The sequence below is a fragment of the uncultured Alloprevotella sp. genome (assembly GCF_963536905.1).
In the GTDB taxonomy this organism is placed as follows: Bacteria; Bacteroidota; Bacteroidia; order Bacteroidales; family Bacteroidaceae; genus Alloprevotella.
The window spans coordinates 24265-45723 of the sequence record NZ_CAUTBW010000019.1; the positions used below are offsets into that span (position 1 = coordinate 24265).

Below are 21459 nucleotides of genomic sequence, written 5' to 3' on the forward strand. Positions count from 1 at the left end.
GATAATTATCAAAGGAAGGTATTAACGATTTCTTCCAACAGATAAACTAATAAAGCTAAGGAACCCAAGACCAAGAGAACTATACCTATATACATTCCGATACGTATGCGCTGCTGCCTTTGTTCGCCACCAATAATAACAACCTTCTTCTGGACTGGTCTCTCCATTTCGGGTTGTTTGGTTTCATTGACATAATTCACCGCCACAAGCAAACCATGTTTAGCTTCTGTAAAAGAGCTTTCATATTTGGCAAACTTAACGAGATCGGCTGTACTTAAAAGCTTCTGTAACTCCTTCAAACCTACTTTATCATTTGATATGGACAAGGCGTTAATAATTTCTTGAGATGTCATCTCTCGCGCATTGATACCGAAACGTTGATTAATGTAAGTTCGTAAGATACTGGTGAGTTGTTCGTAATATTCTTTGTGAGACAAAGCAGAAGAATCCACCTGTTGTTTCATCTTTTCAATTTCTTTCATTGCCACAAGGTGGGCAGCTTCGGGCTGCTGCACTGTTACAACTCGCGTAAGAGGAGCTTTATTGGACAAACGTATGGCCAACATCACAATAAGTGCTAGCATCACAATGAGCAGGATCGAAAGAAGCCACAAATGCCAAGTCCAAATAAAGGGCATTTCAACAGGAGCAAAGGGACCATTGAAACGGTCGTAGTGAGTTGTATCTACGGGGACTGTATTTACCTTCAATCCCACAGAATTTCTCGAGCGCACAGTGTCGCCATTCACTATTACATAGGGAATGATGTTATAGAGAGAGGAATCAAAACTTGTCACTGTGTAACGGCGCTTCAGCTCTATGCGCCTTCCTGCATTCAACAATGTAGTATCTACACGAGTGGCGACCAACACTTCAACACCAGGTATTAAATCCTGTCCTTTCTCATACTGGGGAAAAACCACACGTTGCGATTGTCCAGCCGTTACCTTTACTTGTATTTGCACCTGTTCTCCAATACGGATTTCAGCTGTATCAAGTTTTGATTCAACAACAACCTGCGCCATTGTGACCGAGGCTGTCATCCAAATAAGTAATAAAAGGATATTTCGAATAACAACAATTTTCATTCGCTCGTTATTTCTCGTTTATGTTTCTATCGCAACCCAAAGGCGCAGTAGCAAACGATTGAAAGCTACAAGGCTTTCTTCTTCTTTCTATCGATTGTGTAGCAAACGCTTTAACGCCTCGATGTAATCTTCATTTGTAGCCAATGAGGCTAGGCCGATGCCACTTTTTTTAAAAATATCTTCTAAACGCTTCTGCGATTTCACCCAATGAGCCTCATACCATTGACGCACTTTCTCGCTGGAAGAATCTAACAATTCAACATGGCCCGTTTCAGCATCTGCTACTTGCAGGAGACCGACATTGGGAAGCTGCGCCAAACGATTATCATAAACTCTTACAGCCACTAAGTCGTGACGATGAGCTACCATTCGGAGTTGCTGGCTATAATCTTTTGAATCTAAAAAATCGGAGAGTAGAAAAGCAATACTGCGACGCGAAATTGCACGCATAAGATGCTCTAAGCCTACACTTATATCTGTACGACGCGACTTAGGTATAAAGTTCAGGAGTTCTCGGATAATATAAAGTACGTGCTTACGCCCTTTCTTGGGAGGAATAAAGTGTTCCACTTGATCAGAGAAAAAGATGGCTCCCACCTTGTCGTTATTTTGCGCAGCAGAGAAAGCCAATGTTGCAGCAATCTCCGTGACCACGTCGCGCTGAGAACTCTCCCCCGAACCAAAAACAAGACTACCGCTCACATCAATCAGTAACATTACTGTTAACTCTCTTTCTTCTTCATATATTTTAATATGAGAGCGGTTGGTACGCGCTGTTACATTCCAATCAATGTCTCGAACATCATCTCCTGGCTGATACTCACGCACTTCGGCAAACGACATTCCTCTACCTTTGAAAGCCGACCGATATTCACCTGCAAATACATTATTTGTCAAAGCGCTGGTTTTAAGCTCTATACGCTTTACTCTCTTCAATAATTCTTCTGTATCCACGATATCTTGTCTTGGAATTTTACTCTCTTCCTACTTTCATCTTTTTACATTTATGCCACAGTTTCTCTAATCTATTCTTAAAGATGCTATCCGACTTAAAGAAACTGCTTCTAAAGAACTTAGGGTACTTCGACCTTATCAATAATAGCTTTAATAATGCCATCGGCTGTCATCTCCTCAGCTTCGGCCTCATAAGTAAGACCTATACGATGACGCAAAACATCATGAACAATTTCTCGTACATCTTCTGGCACCACATAGCCTCTACGTTTGAGGAAAGCTGTGGTGCGAGCAGCCAAAGCCAGATTAATACTAGCGCGCGGAGAGCCGCCGAAGTTGATATATTTCTTCAAGTCGGCTAGGCCATAATTCTCCGGATTTCTTGTGGCCATCACAATATCGGCCACATATTGCTCAATGCGTTCGTCCACATAAACCTGCTTTACGACTTCGCGGGCTTTTATTATACCCTTCACATCAATTACCGAATGTACCTCTTCTGAATAATCTGCCCTGAGATGAGAGCGAACGATGGTCTTCTCTTCTTCCAAAGTAGGATAATCCACCAAAGCCTTTAGCATAAAGCGATCCACCTGGGCTTCAGGAAGTTCGTAAGTCCCTTCCTGCTCTATTGGGTTTTGGGTAGCCAAGACCAAGAAAGGGTCAGGCAAAGAATAAGAGGTCTCACCTATCGTCACCTGGTGCTCTTGCATCGCTTCAAGTAGTGCACTCTGCACCTTTGCTGGAGCACGATTAATCTCATCTGCCAAAACAAAATTGGCAAAAACGGGGCCTTTCTTTGTTTCAAAACGTTCCTCACGCTGACTATAGATAAGTGTACCTATAACATCGGATGGCAAGAGATCGGGAGTAAACTGGATACGACTAAAATTTCCTTCTATGAGTTTCGCCAGTGTTTTAATGGCTAACGTTTTGGCAAGTCCTGGAGCACCTTCCAAAAGCACATGACCATTACTAAGTAAACCAACGAGCAAAGAACGAATTAGATATTTCTGCCCTACTATGACTTTCGACATACCTGTTTCCAAATCGGTCACAAAGCCTGTTTGAGCCTCTATTTGCTCATTTAATTCTCGAATATCTACTGATTTTGCCATATTTAATCGATTTTTATTTTGCTGACAAAAGTAGTTCTTTTCCCTTTAAGGCATCTATAAAAAGTGCAAAAAAGCAAGAAAGACATTATCTTCAAGAACAGTAATGCCAACTTTACTCGCGTTATTCAATATTTGGAGAAGAAACCTATACTCTCTAAGATTTAGAAATTATACTTTGTCAAAAATACTTAAGAAGAATTGCAAGAACATTGTACACAAATATTTCAATAAACAAAAGTCCATTTTGGGGACTTTTAATTCTTTTATATTATCTCAAATATCCTTATTACGTTTGGGAGGACAATAAGGCAATCAACTGACATCCTTATTTCGTTAGCTGACATCATTATTATAGCAGTGATTGCAATAAGGAAAACAAAATCAAGAAAGATTTTCTCTCCTTCTACTCCACCTTATTCTTTGTTGTCACGTCGTTACGTTGTCATATTTCTCCCATAAACAACTAAAAGTGTATGCATTATACGCGTGACAACAATGTGACAACAAAAGGTACCATTACTACTCAATTAAATCACTGTATATCAATTACTATACACCTTTGTGACAACATGACAACAATATTCTATATTTCTTGGTAAGGGAGAGTGCTAAATAAATGACAAGAACTTATAGGGTGTTCACTATTCTATATTTTCTTTGTACTTTTGGAAACTTTATCACAACAGATATGGAAGATTTCGTACACTTACACGTTCATACTCAATACTCTATTCTTGACGGACAATCCTCTATTTCCGCTCTCTTGAAAAAGGCCATGAAAGACGGGATGAAAGGAATGGCTATCACCGATCATGGTAACATGATGGGGATCAAAGAATTTTTCAATACTTCTAAGAAAGAAATCAAAAAAGCCAAAAATGAATTGGCTGCTGCGCAGGCAAAAATGGAAGCCCTTCAAGCAGGCACATACAAACGGCCGGAAGAAGACCCTAATGCGGGAGTATCTGATGAAGAACTATTGAAGAGTATCGAAGCACAAATGCCTCTATTAGAGCGGCGTGCTAATTTCAAGCCAATTTTAGGCTGTGAAATGTATGTAGCTCGACGTTCCATGAAGTTAAAAGAAGGACGTCAAGACCAGGGTGGTAACCACTTAATCGTTTTGGCCAAAAACGAAAAAGGTTATCACAATCTTATCAAACTGGTTTCAAAATCTTGGGTGGATGGCTTCTATATGAGACCGCGTACAGATCATGCCGAATTGGAAAAACACCATGAAGGGCTCATTATTTGTTCTGCTTGTATTGCAGGAGAAGTTCCATCAAAAGCTCTACGTGACGACATTGAAGGTGCAGAACAGGCGGCCTTGTGGTTTAAAAATATCTTTGGAGATGACTACTATCTTGAACTTCAGCGACACGAAGTAAAAGATAAGACGATCAAAGCAAACAAGGAAACTTTTGGCTTACAACAACGAGCAAATAAGGTTCTTATTGATATAGCTCGTAAACACAATATAAAACTTGTATGTACTAACGATGTACACTTTGTAGAAGAAGAGAACGCAGAAGCACACGACCGCTTGATATGCCTTTCTACTGGCAGAGATTTGGACGATCCGAAAAGAATGATGTACACCAAACAGGAATGGTTTAAAACGCAACGGGAAATGAATGAGATATTCTATGACATTCCCGAAGCTATACAAAATACGAGTGAGATTTGCGACAAGGTAGAGATATACAGCATTGATCACTCGCCTATTATGCCTAACTTTGCCATCCCTGAAAGTTTTGGTACAGAAGAAGAATATCGCCAACGCTTAACTGAAGAAGATCTTTTCAAAGAATTTACTCGCGACGAGAACGGGAATGAGATTATGAGCGAGGAAGAGGGCCGTAAAAAGATTGAGAATCTTGGTGGCTACGACAAACTCTACCGAATTAAGTTTGAAGCTGACTATCTTGCAAAAATATCCTACGAAGGAGCTATTGCACGATACGGTGAACCCCTGAGTGATGTGGTAAAAGAACGCATCAACTTCGAATTGCATATAATGAAGACCATGGGTTTTCCGGGCTACTTTCTCATAGTGCAAGACTATATCAATGCCGCACGCAAAGAATTGAATGTTAGCGTGGGACCAGGACGCGGTTCCGCTGCAGGAAGTTGCGTAGCCTATTGCTTGGGAATCACACAACTTGACCCTATCGCCTACGATTTACTGTTTGAGCGTTTCCTCAACCCCGACCGTATATCTTTGCCCGATATTGATGTTGATTTTGATGATGACGGACGTGGACGCGTTTTAGAGTGGGTTACACAAAAGTATGGAGAAGAAAACTGTGCACATATTATTACATACGGCACGATGGCCACAAAATTGGCTCTCAAGGACGTAGCGCGTGTGCAGAAGTTACCTCTTGCCGAAAGCAACCGCCTCTGCAAACTCATTCCCGATAAACTCCCTGAAGGACCTGATGGGAAGTCGCCTAAGATGAACTTAGATAATTGCATAAAGGCAATACCTGAACTTCGTGAAGCAGAGACGTCTCCCAATCCGCTCATGCGCGATACCATCCGTTATGCTCGCATGCTAGAGGGAAATGTACGCAACACTGGTGTACACGCCTGCGGATTTATCATTTGTCGTGATAAAATCAGCGATTGGGTACCTGTATCTACTGCTGAAGACAAACAGACGGGAGAAAAACTCCACTGCACGCAGTATGAAGGCCGCGTCATTGAGGAAACTGGGCTCATCAAGATGGACTTCTTGGGACTAAAAACTCTGACGATTATTAAGGATACATTGGAGAATATTCACGACAGTCTTGGTATTGAAGTAGATATTGAAAAGATACCTCTTGATGACGATGAAACTTACGCGCTCTTCAGCCGTGGGGAAACGATTGGTACGTTCCAGTTTGAATCTCCTGGTATGCAAAAATATCTACGCGAATTGCAGCCTAACTGCATAGGCGACCTTATTGCGATGAATGCTCTCTATCGTCCAGGACCTATTGCTTATATTCCTTCGTTCATTAAACGTAAGCACGGTGAAGAACCTATTACTTACGACTTACCTTGCATGGAGAAATATTTGAAAGATACTTATGGAATCACCGTTTATCAAGAACAGGTGATGTTGCTGAGTCGTGAAATTGCCGACTTCACCCGTGGAGAGAGTGACACATTACGCAAAGCTATGGGTAAGAAGCTCATCGATAAGCTAAACCATATGTACCCCAAATTCATCAAAGGTGGAACAAAGAAGGGGTATGATGAAAAGACACTGGAGAAAATATGGAATGACTGGCGCGCCTTTGCTTCTTATGCCTTCAATAAGAGTCACGCTGCTTGCTATGCTTGGATAGCTTATCAAACAGGCTATCTGAAAGCACACTACCCTGCACAGTTTATGGCAGGCGATATGAACTCGTGGCTAACGAATATCACAACACTCACAAAGTTGATGGACGAATGCAAACGCTTAGGAATAGATACCTTAGGTCCAGACATCAATGAATCGATGATGAAGTTCAGCGTCAATCACCATAGCCAAATTCGTTTCGGACTTGCTGCTATTAAAGGTTGCGGAGAGGCGGCAATGAAAAATATCATTGCCGAACGAAAGAAAAATGGGGTATTCAAAGATATCTACGATTTTGTGGAACGTATCGACCTATCAAGTTGCAACAAGAAGAACATCGAAAACCTGGCAACAGCAGGAGCTTTCGATAGCTTTGGCATAGCTCGTGAACAGTTTGTTGAAAAAGGCGAAAACGGGGAGACCTTTATTGATATACTTGTTCGCTACGGCCAACAATTCCAGATGGAGAATAACACAGCCCAAAATTCACTCTTTGGAGACTTCAATGCCATAGAAATTTCTAAGCCTATGATTCCTCAAGGCCTCCCAGAATGGAGTAACTTAGAGAAACTCAACAAAGAACGCGACCTTATTGGCATATACATTTCAGGACATCCGCTCGACAACTTCAAAGTTATTATCGAGAAAATATGTACAACCAGAATGCCCGAACTAGAAGAAGTATCAGCCTTGGCTAAGCGCGATATCACATTTGGCGGCATTATCACCAATGTACGAACAGGTTTCACTAAAAAGAATGGAAATCCCTACGGCTTTGTTACGATAGAAGATTATAGCGGTAGTGGTGAGATTGCATTCTGGGGAGAAGACTGGGCTCGCTGGAGTGGTTATATGAACATTGGTAATTCCGTATTCATCACTGCCTTTGTTGGGCCAAGACGTTACAATCAAGATGAATACGAAGTACAAGTCCGAAAAGTAGAGTTCTTAGGTGACGTGAAAGATAAAATTATTCAACGCATCAATATAACTATTCACGTGAATCGCCTAGACCAAAACACGGCAACAGAACTTGCTTCAATAATGAGCCGCGATGAAGGCCATACTGAAGTTATATTCCACGTTTACGACGATGAAACAAAGATGAACGTCCAGCTGATGTCGCAAAGTTGCTTTGCACTTGTAGATACAGATCTCATCACTTTCCTAGAAGAAAGTCCTTGTTTAGAATATGAAATTGGATAAATGGCATTATCTTTGTCCCGCATACATTGAACTAAAACAAATATAATATGGAAAAAATTATCACTGAACAGAATTTCGATGCAGAATTAGCGTCAAAGCAACCTCTTGTAGTTGACTTTTCAGCCACTTGGTGTGGTCCTTGCAAAAAGGTAGCCCCAATTATGACTGAATTGGCAGAAGAATACGAAGGCCGTGTTACTGTAGGCAAGGCTGATGTTGAAGAATGTGCAGGATTGGCTGCTCGTTATGGTATTGCTAGCGTTCCAACAATCCTATTCTTCAAAGATGGAGAACTTGTCGACTGCATGGTAGGTGCTGCTCCCAAAAGCAAGTTTGCTGAAAAGTTTGACACACTCCTTTAAGACATGGCAAGTTTTGAAGAAGAACTCCAGCAAGACGAGCTCGATGACGCACAGACTGTTGCCTTTATTCAACAGCAAATACCGCAGGAGCTAAAAGAGAAGTTCACTGAAGAACAACTCTACTACTTCCTAGATGTCATCACTGAATACTACGCTGAAAGTGGTATCCTTGATGCAGAGCCCGATAAAGATGGATTCATAGATATCGATATTGAAGCTATTGCTGCTTACTTAGCAAAAACAGCTAAACGAGAACATATCGGTAATTTTTCTCCCGAAGATCTTATCTTCGTCGTAGAAGCCGAAATGGATAGCCACTCTCTAGACGAATAAAAGCATAAATAAAAAAGACCGTAGCCATATAGGCTGTGGTCTTTTTTATTTTATATCATCGCATCTTACGCCTTTTCGTAAATATCCTTATCCTGTCAGCTGACATCCTTATTACGTCAGCTGACATTTTTATTGTATTTTCAAATGCAATAAGGAAATTTGAGATTTTGTAAAAGGGGATGCATAATACTATTTATTCATACACAATAAAGCTACCTGCAAGCCCTCGTCTCTTTATAACAAACCGAGAAAAGCTTGCAGGTAGCCAACAAGTAAAATAACTGTTCGCTCAAAGCCTTATTTGAGAGAATTCAAAAGTTCTAATTGATTATTGTCAATAAGATGCAAAACAAGTTCTCCGAAAAGAGTATTAGCCCAAGCAAACCAAGTACGTGTAAACTTAGAAGCATCTTCTTGACGATAAGCTTCATGAATAAAATTGGTTCCAGCATCTGTGGTAATGAGGCGCTGTAGAGCTGCTTTAATTTCAGTTGAATCAGTAGAAGTCATAGCCAGCATAATGTCAGACATAGGCCAGATATAGCCAATTCCTTCATGAGGACCGCCAATACCTTCACCTGCTTTCCCCGAGAAGAAATAAGGATTAGATTTACTCCAGACGAAGCGACGCGTGTTTTGATAAATGGGATCATTGACAGGAACATCGGCAATATACGGGAGAGAAAGCAACGAGGGGATATTTGCATCGTCCATCAGTAGATGAGAACCAAAACCATCAACTTCAAAAGCATAAACTTCACCAAAATCTGCTGTTTTTACCACTGCGTATTGCTTGAGAGCGGCTTGCACCTGCTCGGCCAATGCTTGACAGCTATCAGCCAAAGCCCATTCTTTGTTCACATCACGAAGAATCGTAGCTGCCTTGCGAAGACAACTCACAGCAAAGAAGTTTCCAGGAATATTATAAGGAAACACTGTACTGTCGTCGGATGGACGGAACGAAGAAGCAATAAGTCCACAAGGTTTTCCAGGATGCCCGTAGCCACTATTGGATTGTGTGTCGTGCATTGCGTGCGTACGACGCATAAAAAGATATGGAGAAGTGCCATCCATACGCTGCTGAGCACGCAGAGTTGTAAGCACCTCTCGAATGCAATCCACCCAAAGTTTATCGAAAACTGTCTTATCCCCCGTTGCCTTCCAATAGCCATAAGCCAAGCGTATGGGATAGCATGGAGAGTCGAGCTCATACTTACGTTCAAAGACGCCTTTCTTCATTTCAGTGATGTCGCCCGTCCAGTTGGTACTCATCGAATCAGGAGATTCCATGAAAGCATTTGCATAAGGATCGATAAGCAAACTCCGGAACTGGCGGCGCAATACACCTCGAATCAAACGAGCTAACTTGGGATCTTTGGAAACAAAACGTAGGTAAGGCCACACTTGAGCACTGCTATCACGCAACCACATAGCAGGAATATCTCCCGTGATAACAAACGTGTCGTCGTCGCCATCTGATGTTTTTCCATAACGAACCGTGGTATCCAAGGTGTTGGGAAAACACTGCGCAAACATCTCACGCACTTTGGGTTGAGTGATACAGGCAGAAATCGTTTTGATACACTTCTCCACAACGGGAGAACTAAAATTACGTTGTGAAAGTTCTGGGCGCTGGGCTGAAATCGACAGCGACAAGAAGGCCGCAAGGCCAAACAAGTGATATTTCATAAGAGATTCTTTATCTTTGCATTTGCAAATATAGTAGAAATAATGATAACGACAGTCATATTTGATTTAGATGGAACTTTGCTTGATACTCTACAGGATTTAGTGGACAGTGTAAACTTTTCCCTCTGCGCTCACAACTTTCCCAAGCGTTCCCTCTCTGAGATTCGCATGTTTCTGGGCAATGGCTATAAATATCTCATCTCACACGCCGCGCCAGAAAATACATCAGAATGTAAAATTGCAGAAGTTTTAGATACTTTTAAGTCGTATTATCAAAAGCATTGTTTGGACACAACCGAACCTTATGCAGGTATTCGAGAAATGCTCCAAAACCTAAAAGAGAAAGGTATAAAGATGGCTATCGTTTCTAACAAGGGAAACGATGCTGTGAAAGAATTAGCTCATCGTTTCTTTGAAGATTGTATTCCTATCGCCGTAGGTGAAAGTGCAAAAGTGCGGAGAAAACCCAATCCCGATACAGTGTGGGCAGCAATGCAACAATTAGGAAGTGGAAAGAACGAGAGTGTCTACGTTGGTGATAGCGAGGTGGATTTTGAAACAGCAAAAAACGCAGGTATCCCTTGTATCTCTTGTTCATGGGGCTTTCGCGATGAAACCTTTCTGCAAGAGATAGGAGTCACTACAATTATTCATCACCCCGCTGAGCTACTTACTTCGTTATTGCCCTAACTATTAACGAGTTGCTCAAAAGCAGGAATCGTGATTCTCTGCCTGTTACTTTCCAAGAGCCCTTTTGCTTCCAATTTGCGTAACATAAAGGAGACACTTAGGCGCGTTTCTCCGAGTTCTTCGGCCAAACGCGTCATTTTTATTTTCAGTTCCTTTTTTCCAGCAGGACGCTGTGAGCGGCGCAGAATAAACTGAACAAAACGCGCTTCTATTGTTGTAGCATAATTTTCCCACAGCCTACGCATATATTGTTGCGACTGCCAACAGGAAATATTCAGAAAGTTGATACGAAACGTAGGGAAGTCAAACAGAAAATCGCGCACCGCTGATTTTGTAATCTCAAGCAGTTGAACTTTCCCTGCAGCATAAACACTACGAAGATAGCGTGTCTGAACGCCAAAAAGACATTCTGGTTGAATCACATGAGGAAGATTTATCCATTCCGTGAGCTGATAGCCACGATCTGCACTCGACGTGTAGGTACAAACCTCCCCTTCTACTACAAAAATGAGGCTTTGACAAACGCTTCCTTGCTCTACAATGCAAGCCCCCTTCGCTTTTTGCACAAAGCCAATCTTGGCTCGACCTGCAATAGCCAACACATCTGCACGTCCCATTCCCTGCCAAAGAGGGAGTTGCAAAAGTTTATCAAAAATAAAACTCTCTGAAGGCGGAGAAGATAAATCAGCCCCATGAGGTTGCAAATCTTTGCCAGATTGTTTTTCCATCATCATTCTACTATATTTTTTTCCAAGCCTGGCGACATCCAAACTTGTAGTTTTCCATTCTGCTCATAAATCAAATAAGCCTTCAGTTCAGGATGCTTACTCAGTATTTTCTTTGCACCATCCAGACCTAACACCATAAAACTTGTGGCGTAGGCATCAGCCGTGGCACAATCGGATGCAATAACAGAAGCAGACAGCAAACTATGCTGCACAGGATACCCCGTACGAGGATCTATCGTATGAGCATAACGATGCCCGTTCTTCACATAAAAATTGCGATAATTCCCACTAGTTGCCAAAGCCTTTCCCTGAAGATGCATTGCAGACAAAACCTCATTTTCTCCAACCACAGGACGTTGGATCCCAATAGTCCACGGCTTTCCCTCAAAGTTTTTTCCATGCGTTCGAACCTCTCCGCCAATCTCTATCATATAATCGCTAATTCCCAAGCGATTAAACAAACGTGCCACACAATCCACGCCGAATCCTTTGGCAATAGCTCCACAATCGAGCATCACTCTCGGGTCTTTTTTCTTCAACATTATACCATCTAAACTCACTTTGTTAAAACCCACGAGTGAGCGCAAACTATCCACTTGCAACTTTGTGGGCAACTGCTGATTTTTAAAGCCGAATCCCCACGCATTCACCAAAGGAGCCACAGTGATATCAAATGCTCCGTTAGTTTCCTTCGATATGTCTTCTGCCAAGGAAAAGACCTCTCGAAAAAGCTCATCAGTCTTTGAGTCAGTCCCCGCATTGATTTTCGAAATCGTAGAAGTTGGATTAAAAATGGACATAGAATTATCCACACGGTCCAGTTCTGCAAGAATCTCTTTATTTAGATTGTGATCATATTTATACTTAATATGATATACTGTTCCAAAGATAGGGCCTTCGTCGTACTGCGGAACAGCTGAGTTCGATTTTCTAAGAATAAAGATCGTTGCTACAGTGAGTGCAAGAAAAAGGAGAACACCCCATTTGCTACGCCAAAACTTGCCTAAAGGAAAAGGGCCAATCATTCTATCAAATATTAAAATAAAAGTTCTTTTACCGTTGCAAAACTTCTATTCCGTACACATTGCAACCGTAAGAAAGATGTTGTACAGAAACTCTTGTATCCTAAATATCAAAGACTACATTAAAACTTCCTCCCAAGCCATTCGAACCATACTTACCGAAACCAGGGACATACCAAGCATTATCTACAGCCGTTTTACCTTCATGGAGCCGCAGCTTATAGCGAACCGACCAGCCCACATGAAAAAACTTCCAGATCTTAGCCTCTACACCAAACACCACCTCACTCCACAACATATTTCCTTTGATGCCTGATAAGTTGAAAGGAACTGTTGTCCCATAAATAGGGTCTTTCAAATCGGGAGCTGAGAGATCAAACTTGTAAGAAGTATAAGCAAAACGAACACCTCCAAAGAGACGATTACCAGAATGGGAATCTCTCAGAAAATTATAGTCCACTCCTAAACGGAAATACGGAGAGGCTGTTTTATACTTAATGTTTGAAGTATCGTCTGTATGATTGCTGATTCCCAGACCTAACTCAGCTGTTGGGAAGAACCGATTTTTGAGATTTAGTCGAAACATACCCTCATATTGCCCAAAGGGAGTAGCCAGCGCCATCACAGTTCCACATAAATCGTACCCCACACTGCATCCAGCCCAAAAAGGCTCTTTCTTAGTGGCAGGTTTCAACACTGTCGAACGTGGCTGCGCCTGAATCGTATCACGCTCCATTGCAGTGGCAGAAAGGTCACAACTACTGAGCAGTACGCAAGAAAATACGAAGGTTCTCAATATTCTCATAATTCACTATAGGTCTAACTAAACTCACACTATCTATCGTCACAGGCATCACAGAGATGTTGTGTGACGACCAGCGCACCGTTTGCAGCGTGTGGAAGATGCTCAACGGACAATCTGCACTCTCAAAATGCTTTTGGTTTGTTTTCTTAATCCAGATGGTATCTGTTGCACTCTGTCCTTCAGCATTAGAAAAATGAAACAACAATGTATCCATATTCCCAGCATAGCTCAATGGAAGAACAAAGGATTTAATATTTTGTGCCTTATTGAGCAGTATACTATCACTATGAAGTGGTGTGATAGTCAATGTATCTGTCAGTGTAAACGGCGTTTTTTTATCGGCAGAATACAATCCGCACGTCATTTCCACAATGTTATCCAGTGGACAATCTATATTGCTACACGCTTCTAATATAAACAAGGAAGCGATGAAGGGGAAAATTTTACCTATATTCATCGTATGAAATCATTAGAGCAGCAAGGTATCCCAAACCTCACTATATTTCTTTCTCTATCTGATAGTTGTTGCGGCCTTCAGCATTGCGAGAGATAAGTTCGCCCAAGAAGCCAGCGACAAAGAGCTGAGTTCCAAGAATCATCATAGTAAGAGCAATGTAGAAATAAGGAGAATTCGTCACCAAAGGAGCAGGAACACTCTGGCAGATAGCCACTAACTTCACACCACCAACAACTAATACTGCAATAAAACCAAGGATAAACATCAGACTACCTAAGAAGCCAAAGACGTGCATAGGTTTCAAGCCAAAACTATTAAGGAACCACAGACTCAGCAAGTCCAGATAACCATTAAAGAAACGGTTCCAACCACCAAACTTAGTTTGTCCAAACTTACGAGCTTGATGCTGTACTACCTTCTCTGCAATCTTGTCGAAACCAGCATTCTTTGCCAACCAAGGAATATAACGGTGCATTTCGCCGTAAACCTCAATGTTCTTCACAACATCTCGCCGATAGGCTTTTAAGCCGCAGTTAAAATCGTGTAGATTCTTAATACCACTCACTTTTCTTGCAGTAGCATTGAACAGTTTTGTAGGAAGTGTCTTAGAAATGGGATCATAACGTTTCTGCTTATAACCCGAAACGAGATCATATCCATCTTCTGTAATCATCCGATACAATTCTGGAAGCTCATCTGGGGAATCTTGAAGATCAGCATCCATTGTGACCACAACATCTCCTTGCGCCTTTCGGAAGCCACAAAACAATGCGGGCGACTTACCATAGTTTCGGCGAAACTTAATACCATGGACATTGGTATCTTCTTTCGAGAACTTCTCAATTATATTCCATGATTCGTCCGTACTACCATCGTTAACGAAGATAATCTCGTACGTGAAATTATGCTCCTTCATAACTCTGACAATCCAAGAATATAAGTCGGGCAAACTTTCAGCCTCGTTAAAGAGAGGTACTACTACTGATATATCCATTATATTTTTATATATTACATTAGAATTCAACAAACTACACTCCCATACCTCGACGCATGGTAAATAGTCCAATAAAAATAGAAATTATGGGATCAACGAAGAACGTTAGAGAAAGCACTGACGAAGCCCAAACAGAAGCCGGCAAGATGCGGAAAGCATCCGCCAATTGCTGTGGTGTTGTAGCACCAGTGAGTTCGTAGAGATTTGACATTCCTCCTTGTTGTTGCATTTCTTGTAAGAATTGTTGACTATGAGGCTGACTGGCAGCAAACAGAAAAGCATCTGCAAATACACCATTATCAAAAAAGGCAAACCACATGTATAGGCCCATTGCTATCAGTATACCAGCATAAATACCCATTAAAAGACAATGAACATAACCTTTCCCAAATGAGAACGGAGCGTTGCGTTCTGTGATTGTCTCTCTGAATCTGACACAAAGGAAGGCGCCAACGAAAGGACTGGAAAGAACAAGTAAGAATCCCAACATAGAAACTTGCGAATAGCGTAGACCTACGGCATAAACTACCAAACTAAGGAGACCATAAGTCCCCAATAGCGCCCCATTTTGAGCTGCAAAGGCGTTTATTTGCCGCCAATCCCATTCGTTTTGTTTATCTTCTAACATGATTTTGCAAATTTAATGCAACAACTGTGAACTACAAAATTTTACTTCGTGAAGGAAAAACATAAAAACATCAGAGAAAACTAAGTTTTAAAGCAAAAGCTATGCAAAATAAATAGTACATAGAAAATAACATGTGCTACTGAAAATTAGCTATACTCCGTACAATCTTCTCATCAACGCTCTTTCTTTTTTAATTTTTCCAGAAACAAGAAGAAAACCGACAAATCATTCTTAGAAGAGAGGTGTCGGACAGCACATCATCTTTGGTCACTATTATTTCATGAAAAATGTATAACTTCGCATCCCAATAGAAAAGGCTTATTAGAATGTATATCAAATATTTTTTTCTTATCGTCCTGTGTCTGCTGTTTAAGCCGCTTGACGCCCAACACCTCCTGCAAAACACCGACACGCGCGGAAATCATTTTGCAACCGACTCTATCGAAAAAGAGGACGTACCCGAGGGCATTTATGCTTGGACTATTGACAGTCGTTTCGGTTCTGTACGCCCTGCAAACTATGACACCATCCCTCATCTCTTTCCCAATGAAGCATTCACAGAAGGAATAAGAGGACACTATAACTTTACGGGCAATTTGGGAGCTCCGCGATTGAGTCGCATCTTCACAGATCGCACGGAGAATAGTTTTCGCGATGGACAATTTCTATTTTCTCAGCCTTTTGATTTCTTTCTTCGTCGCCCCGATCAAATCCTATTCACAAACACTAAATCTCCGTTCACTAATCTGACTTATCATGAATGTGGCAATAAGCAGAATGGTGAAGACCGCATCAGTGCTCTTTTCTCAACCAATGTAAATCAGCAGTTAGGTTTGGGCTTCAAGCTCGATTATCTCTATGGACGTGGCTACTACGATAGTCAAGCCACATCTGCATTCAATGGTACGCTCTTCGGTTCATACCGTTCTGATCACTACTCCCTTCATTCGTTCTTTGCAGCCAACCATTTGAAGAATCGCGAGAATGGAGGTATCGAGACCGATGCTTATGTAACAAGTCCTGAGTCTTTTCCTACGCGCTACGATACGGATGATATGCCCATCAATTTGGCTCGCAGCAACAGCAAGCAACAAGATAATACTTTCTTCCTTACCCATCGCTACAGCATTGGCCTGACACGTTGGACAGACAAAAACGGAAAAATTGTATCAACGCGGGCCGATAGAGCAGCAACCAAAGTTACGACACTCACAGATTCTACCCAACAAAGAACAAATGTAGACTCACTGAAACTCACCCCCCACTTTGTGCCTGTTACCAGTCTAATCCACACGTTGCGAATGGACTTCAACAACCGCCGCTTTATCAGCGATGCAGCCAATGGTGGACGTAGTTTTTTCAACGACTATTATCTGAACAACGATTCGGCTCGTGATAAAACGAATTATACCCATGTGGAAAATTTAGTGGCGTTGGAAATTAACGAGGGCTTCAATCGCTGGGTCAAAACAGGCATGCGGCTCTTCGCCAAACACGAATACTATCGATTCACCTTACCCGACACTACGGCAAGCGGTACACAGTACGTGCAGAAATACTCAAATCATTACATCACCTTGGGCGCGCAACTGATGAAGAAGCAAGGCCGCGTGTTCCACTACGATGTATTGGGCGAAATCCGCAGTAATGGTTCAAATTGGGGAGAGTTTAACATTGAGGGCACAGCAGATGTAGATATGCCTCTCTGGAAAGACACAGTATCTGTACGCTTAGATGGCTTCATTCGTAACGAGCAACCCAATTTCTACTTACGCCATTTTCACGCACGCAACGCTTGGTGGGACAAAGATCTCGACAATCAATTGACGGTGCGCCTCGGCGGTAGCCTTTCTTGGAAGAATACGCGCTTTTCCTTCCACCTGCAAAACATTCAGAAGTTGGCCTACTTCGCTGAAACCTTAACTCCGTCGGACTTTACCAACAATGTGCAACACTACACTCATAGCATTGGTGTGCGGCAAAATAGTGGTAGCGTGCAACTCCTTACGGCCTCCTTGCGCCAAGACTTTCACTTGGGCATTCTGCATTGGGAGAATGAACTCATATATCAGGCTACGACCGACAAGGACAGCTACCCCCTCCCTGCCTTTTCCGTTTGGACCAATCTCTATTTGAAGTTCCGCTTAGCACGTGTTCTGCAAACAGAATTAGGCGCAGACATGCGCTATTTCACCAAGTATTACGCACCTGCTTACTCGCCCATCATGGGACAATACGCCATACAAGACCCTAACTACCGCATACAGTTGGGCAATTATCCGATGATTAACGCTTATGTTAATTTTCATCTCAAGCGCACGCGATTCTATGTAATGGCAAGTCATGTCAACTATTCTAGCGGTGCAGGAAATCCATTCCTTGTACCTCACTATCCGCTCAACCGCCTGGTTCTGCGCCTCGGCATTAGTTGGAATTTTATCAACTAACAGCATTTTCTGCTCAACCAATAAAGGGAAAAAGATAACCGATACCCTGCTTTATGGATCAATAACTCACTGTTTATGAGCGTTATAAAGCAGGGCATCGGTTTCCTTATTGTATTTCAAAATTTCCTTATTGTGTCAGCTCACACAATAAGACTGTCAGCTGACGCGCTTATTGTATTTTCAGACAGTTCAAAGCCTCTTTCTTAACTGCGTAGAACGGAATAAAAAAAGAGAAAGAAAGAGAGGACGATATTAAAGTTCCAACCAATTCCGATAGAACTGACGAGCATGCTCTTTCCACTGCCATAGGATTCGCCCATTAGGGTCATCGGCTTCATAATAATGTTGAGGCGGCAGAATCGATAAACCTTTGGCCAAGTCCCGCTTATATTCATTTTCCAAAGTATGAGGTTCGTATTCCAAATGGCCAACAATAAACGTGCTACGATGTGCCGCATCATAGGCTACCCCTACTCCACTTTCTTGGCTTTCCGCTACAATCTGCAACTGAGGAGCAGAAAAATCAGAACGTCTCACTTCCGTATGTCTACTGTTGGGCATAAAGAACGCAGGCGAAAGCCCACGCATGAGAGGACACTTATCGTCGAGCACATCTTGAGAAAAAACACCGAAACACTTTGCCGTTTTGTCATACTTTGGAATGCCATAATGGTGATAAAGGCCAGCTTGCGCGCCCCAGCAGATATATAAAGTATTGAGCCGTTGGCGGAAAGCCCAGTCCATAATCTCACAAAGTTGTGGCCAATATCGCACTTCCTCAAAAGGCATCTGCTCAACAGGAGCACCTGTAATGATGAGCGAAGGAGCAGAAGAAAAGTGAAGTTTGTTGGACAATATCGTTTCTATATCAACATAATACGCCAGGATATGTTCAATCGGCGTAGTTTTATAGGTTTGCCCTGCTATGCGCACAGGTAACAAAAGCACATCAGTATCGGGAAACGACAAAGCGCGAGCAATATCCAGCTCCGTCACGGTCTTTTGCGGCATAAGATTGAGGAGCAAAACCACACGAGCATCCGTAGGAACAGCCCAGAGGTTATACTCTGCTACTGCGTATCCTTCAGCCTGCAACGTTTCCACAGCAGGCAATCCTTGAGGAAGTCTCAACATTTTTTATTTAGTTTTTATGTGTTCTGTAAATCTGCTTTCAACTGGATGCAGAAAGTAGTTCCGTGGTTGATTTCGCTTGCTTTCACAAAGATATGTCCTTCGTGATATTCTTCCACAATACGCTTGGCAAGCGATAAACCTAATCCCCATCCGCGACGCTTCGTGGTGAACCCAGGTTTGAAGACACGTTTCCAACGTTTCTTAGATATACCTTTTCCCGTATCTGAAACCTCTATATTTACCACTGCTCCACGCTGACGCACACATATATTGATGTGTCCAACACCAGCCATAGCATCGATGGCATTCTTACATAAGTTCTCAATGACCCATTCAAAAAGTGGAGCATTAACACGAACAAAAACAGAAGAAGCAGGGAAATCTGTAGTTATCTGTACCTTATCAGAAGTTCTGCGCCCTATATATTCCACCACACGTGGTATGATTAGACACAAATCCTCATTGACCAAGGCTGGAGCAGAACCAATTTTCGAAAATCGTTCAGCAATGAGTTGTAAACGTTGCACATCTTTGTCCATTTCCGGCACTAAAGCCTCATCGGGATAAAGATCTTTGAGCATTTCCACGCCCGCCATGAGCGAAGATATGGGAGTACCCAACTGGTGAGCTGTTTCTCGAGAAAGTCCCACCCATACTTTGTTTTGTTCGGCCCGCTTACTACTCAACAAGGCCAACAGAGCCACAACGATAAACAAGGCCACAACTCCCAATTGAATATAAGGATAAAGCGCCAAGCGGCGTAGCATCAAAGAAGGTTCGTAGAAGATAGAAAGTGTGGTTTGTGTCCCCGCACCATCCAAACTCATCTTCATCGTATAGCCTTCGCGCTGCATTTGCGCCACCTTCTGCTGCAACTGCAAGAGCAGCTGTTTGTGGGAAGCAGTATGCGGTTCGGTAATAGCTATATCTATGGAATCTTGCACCAAGCGATTTTTCCAAAAAACAAAGCCTCCATCGTCTTCGATATTGCGGGCAGCCAAAATGTCGCCCCGACTGTCCTGCACTATCACGGGAATAGTATTGTTTCCATTGATAACCTTCAGCACTAAGTTTAGATCCGTATTTTCATCGGCGCGCGTTAGAGAACGCATAGCTTCGGCCCAAACTTCCATGCGCGATTGTTCCTCACGCGTCAAGTCGCGCACGAGCAAATTACTCACCAGCAACGATACGGAAGCTATGAGAACTGCAGCAACAACAAGAGCCACTTTAACATGGCTCATGGATAAATTATTTAGTACTGGTATCTTCAATGGATTTGTTGATATTTTCTATATAGTTCAGAAGTTCTTCGCGGCCCAGTCGACTTTCACTACTCGTAATAAAATGAGGCGGCAATTCTTCCCACTGCTCACGTAAAGTAGCTAAAAAGGTATCGACATTTTTTCTTAGTTCACCCTTCTTATTCTTATCAGCTTTTGTAAATATTATACTGAAGGGAACACCATTTTCACCCAACCACTCGATAAATTCCAAGTCGATTTTCTGCGGTTTCAAGCGAGAATCAATCAGCACAAACAGATTCGTGAGTTGCTCGCGCTCAAGGACATAGAAAGAAATGATATTCTGCAATTTTTCTTGGTCTTTCTTGCTACGCTTCGCATAGCCGTAGCCAGGCAAATCCACAAGATACCATTCATCATTAATACGGAAATGATTGATAAGCATTGTCTTGCCTGGAGTGGAAGAAGTCATGGCGAGCCCTTTGCGCTGTGTCAACATATTTATAAGCGAACTTTTCCCTACATTACTACGTCCAATAAAAGCGTATTCGGGGATGTTGCTCTTGGGGCATTGGTCTGCACGACTATTACTAATCTCAAATTCTGCGGAATTTATCTTCATAAAAGCACTACTATATTTGCAGCAAAGATACTAATTCCAAATTGTTTTTTTAACTTCGCAGTGAAAATGAATGAAGTATATCCCTCGAAACTTTTAGAACGGACAGTAGGAGAATTCTCAAAACTTCCAGGTATCGGACGGCGCACTGCCCTCCGGCTTGTCCTGCATTTGCTCCGTCAGAAACCCGAAACAGGGCATGCACTTTCGGAAAGTCTCAGCCAGCTCATTGATGGCGTGAAATACTGTAAAGTTTGTCATAACATTTCCGATACAGACATTTGCGACATCTGTTCCAATCCGTTGCGCGATCAATCAACAGTTTGCGTAGTGGAGAACATCCGTAACGTCCTGAGCATTGAGAACACGGGTATTTATCGTGGACTTTATCATGTGCTGGGTGGGATCATCTCTCCCATGGATGGTGTCGGCCCTAATAATCTAGAAATCGAAAGTTTGATAAAACGTGTTGAAGAAGGTGGGATTCAAGAAATCATCTTCGCCTTGAGTCCAACAATGGAAGGCGATACGACAAACTTTTTCATTTCTCGCAAGCTCGCTCCTTTCAACGTACGCCTGACAGATCGGAAGAGCACACGTCTGAACT

General features: G+C 42.3%; 19 protein-coding genes. 6 read left to right on the forward strand and 13 right to left on the reverse strand.

Translation table 11 applies throughout. The annotated features are described in order from the left end of the window. Positions 1–8: 8 nt before the first annotated feature. The 3 genes from ABLA33_RS04850 to ABLA33_RS04860 form a co-directional block, all read right to left on the reverse strand. Positions 9–1088: a hypothetical protein gene (locus ABLA33_RS04850; protein ID WP_347719455.1), complete on the reverse strand. Its 1080-nt coding sequence runs from the start codon at positions 1086–1088 to the stop codon at positions 9–11. Between the two features lie 87 nt (positions 1089–1175). Then, complete coding sequence (locus ABLA33_RS04855; protein ID WP_347719456.1) at positions 1176–2042, reverse strand: DUF58 domain-containing protein; 867 nt, start codon at positions 2040–2042, stop codon at positions 1176–1178. Positions 2043–2161: 119 nt separating this feature from the next. Next, the gene (locus ABLA33_RS04860) at positions 2162–3160 is read right to left on the reverse strand and encodes a MoxR family ATPase (protein ID WP_347719457.1); all 999 of its coding nucleotides are present in this window, start codon (positions 3158–3160) and stop codon (positions 2162–2164) included. Positions 3161–3848: 688 nt separating this feature from the next. Between ABLA33_RS04860 and dnaE the strand changes: the two genes are divergently transcribed. The 3 genes from dnaE to ABLA33_RS04875 are packed head-to-tail and all read left to right on the forward strand — an operon-like array spanning position 3849 to position 8395. Then, complete coding sequence (gene dnaE / locus ABLA33_RS04865) at positions 3849–7700, forward strand: DNA polymerase III subunit alpha (RefSeq protein WP_347719458.1); 3852 nt, start codon at positions 3849–3851, stop codon at positions 7698–7700. A gap of 47 nt (positions 7701–7747) precedes the next feature. Beyond that, positions 7748–8062 carry a thioredoxin gene (trxA, locus tag ABLA33_RS04870; RefSeq protein ID WP_347719459.1) on the forward strand — a complete coding sequence of 105 codons (315 nt, stop codon included), beginning with the start codon at positions 7748–7750 and terminating at the stop codon, positions 8060–8062. 3 nt (positions 8063–8065) lie between these two features. Next, positions 8066–8395: a hypothetical protein gene (locus ABLA33_RS04875; RefSeq protein WP_347719460.1), complete on the forward strand. Its 330-nt coding sequence runs from the start codon at positions 8066–8068 to the stop codon at positions 8393–8395. A gap of 297 nt (positions 8396–8692) precedes the next feature. On the opposite strand, the gene ABLA33_RS04880 is transcribed toward ABLA33_RS04875, so the two are convergent. Next, entirely contained in the window at positions 8693–10084 is a 1392-nt protein-coding gene (locus tag ABLA33_RS04880; RefSeq protein ID WP_347719461.1) for a glycoside hydrolase family 125 protein, read from the reverse strand. Positions 10085–10126: 42 nt separating this feature from the next. Here ABLA33_RS04880 and ABLA33_RS04885 point away from each other — a divergent pair, with 42 nt between their 5' ends. Further along, positions 10127–10774, forward strand: a complete 648-nt coding sequence (locus ABLA33_RS04885; RefSeq protein ID WP_347719462.1) for an HAD family hydrolase — start codon at positions 10127–10129, stop codon at positions 10772–10774. Here ABLA33_RS04885 and ABLA33_RS04890 read toward each other — a convergent pair. The 6 genes from ABLA33_RS04890 to ABLA33_RS04915 all read right to left on the reverse strand — a co-directional run bounded on the left by ABLA33_RS04890 (position 10771) and on the right by ABLA33_RS04915 (position 15408). Further along, positions 10771–11508: a Crp/Fnr family transcriptional regulator gene (locus ABLA33_RS04890; protein ID WP_311490902.1), complete on the reverse strand. Its 738-nt coding sequence runs from the start codon at positions 11506–11508 to the stop codon at positions 10771–10773. The genes ABLA33_RS04885 and ABLA33_RS04890 overlap by 4 nt on opposite strands. Beyond that, the gene (locus tag ABLA33_RS04895; protein WP_347719463.1) at positions 11505–12527 is read right to left on the reverse strand and encodes an FAD:protein FMN transferase; all 1023 of its coding nucleotides are present in this window, start codon (positions 12525–12527) and stop codon (positions 11505–11507) included. Before ABLA33_RS04895 ends, ABLA33_RS04890 begins: the two co-directional genes overlap by 4 nt. A gap of 100 nt (positions 12528–12627) precedes the next feature. Next, a complete protein-coding gene (locus ABLA33_RS04900) occupies positions 12628–13329 on the reverse strand; it encodes a DUF6048 family protein (protein WP_347719464.1) in 702 nt (233 codons plus the stop codon). Further along, a complete protein-coding gene (locus ABLA33_RS04905) occupies positions 13283–13786 on the reverse strand; it encodes a DUF6452 family protein (RefSeq protein ID WP_347719465.1) in 504 nt (167 codons plus the stop codon). Before ABLA33_RS04905 ends, ABLA33_RS04900 begins: the two co-directional genes overlap by 47 nt. A gap of 40 nt (positions 13787–13826) precedes the next feature. Further along, the gene (locus ABLA33_RS04910) at positions 13827–14780 is read right to left on the reverse strand and encodes a glycosyltransferase family 2 protein (RefSeq protein ID WP_311490906.1); all 954 of its coding nucleotides are present in this window, start codon (positions 14778–14780) and stop codon (positions 13827–13829) included. 34 nt (positions 14781–14814) lie between these two features. Continuing rightward, positions 14815–15408: a DUF4199 domain-containing protein gene (locus ABLA33_RS04915; protein WP_315091467.1), complete on the reverse strand. Its 594-nt coding sequence runs from the start codon at positions 15406–15408 to the stop codon at positions 14815–14817. A 326-nt stretch (positions 15409–15734) separates the two neighbouring features. On the opposite strand from ABLA33_RS04915, the gene ABLA33_RS04920 reads away from it, so the two are divergent. Further along, entirely contained in the window at positions 15735–17855 is a 2121-nt protein-coding gene (locus ABLA33_RS04920; protein ID WP_347719466.1) for a putative porin, read from the forward strand. A 252-nt stretch (positions 17856–18107) separates the two neighbouring features. Here ABLA33_RS04920 and ABLA33_RS04925 read toward each other — a convergent pair whose 3' ends face one another. Genes ABLA33_RS04925 through yihA form a run of 3 tightly spaced genes read right to left on the reverse strand, consistent with a single transcriptional unit; the run spans position 18108 to position 20855 of the window. Next, a complete protein-coding gene (locus ABLA33_RS04925) occupies positions 18108–18989 on the reverse strand; it encodes a homoserine O-succinyltransferase (protein ID WP_347719467.1) in 882 nt (293 codons plus the stop codon). Positions 18990–19003: 14 nt separating this feature from the next. Further along, positions 19004–20233, reverse strand: a complete 1230-nt coding sequence (locus tag ABLA33_RS04930; RefSeq protein WP_347719468.1) for a HAMP domain-containing sensor histidine kinase — start codon at positions 20231–20233, stop codon at positions 19004–19006. Between the two features lie 7 nt (positions 20234–20240). Further along, complete coding sequence (yihA, locus tag ABLA33_RS04935; RefSeq protein ID WP_311490911.1) at positions 20241–20855, reverse strand: ribosome biogenesis GTP-binding protein YihA/YsxC; 615 nt, start codon at positions 20853–20855, stop codon at positions 20241–20243. A 66-nt stretch (positions 20856–20921) separates the two neighbouring features. Here yihA and recR point away from each other — a divergent pair. Then, positions 20922–21459, forward strand: a 538-nt coding sequence (gene recR / locus ABLA33_RS04940; protein ID WP_347719469.1) for a recombination mediator RecR, incomplete at its 3' end; no start/stop codon positions are given.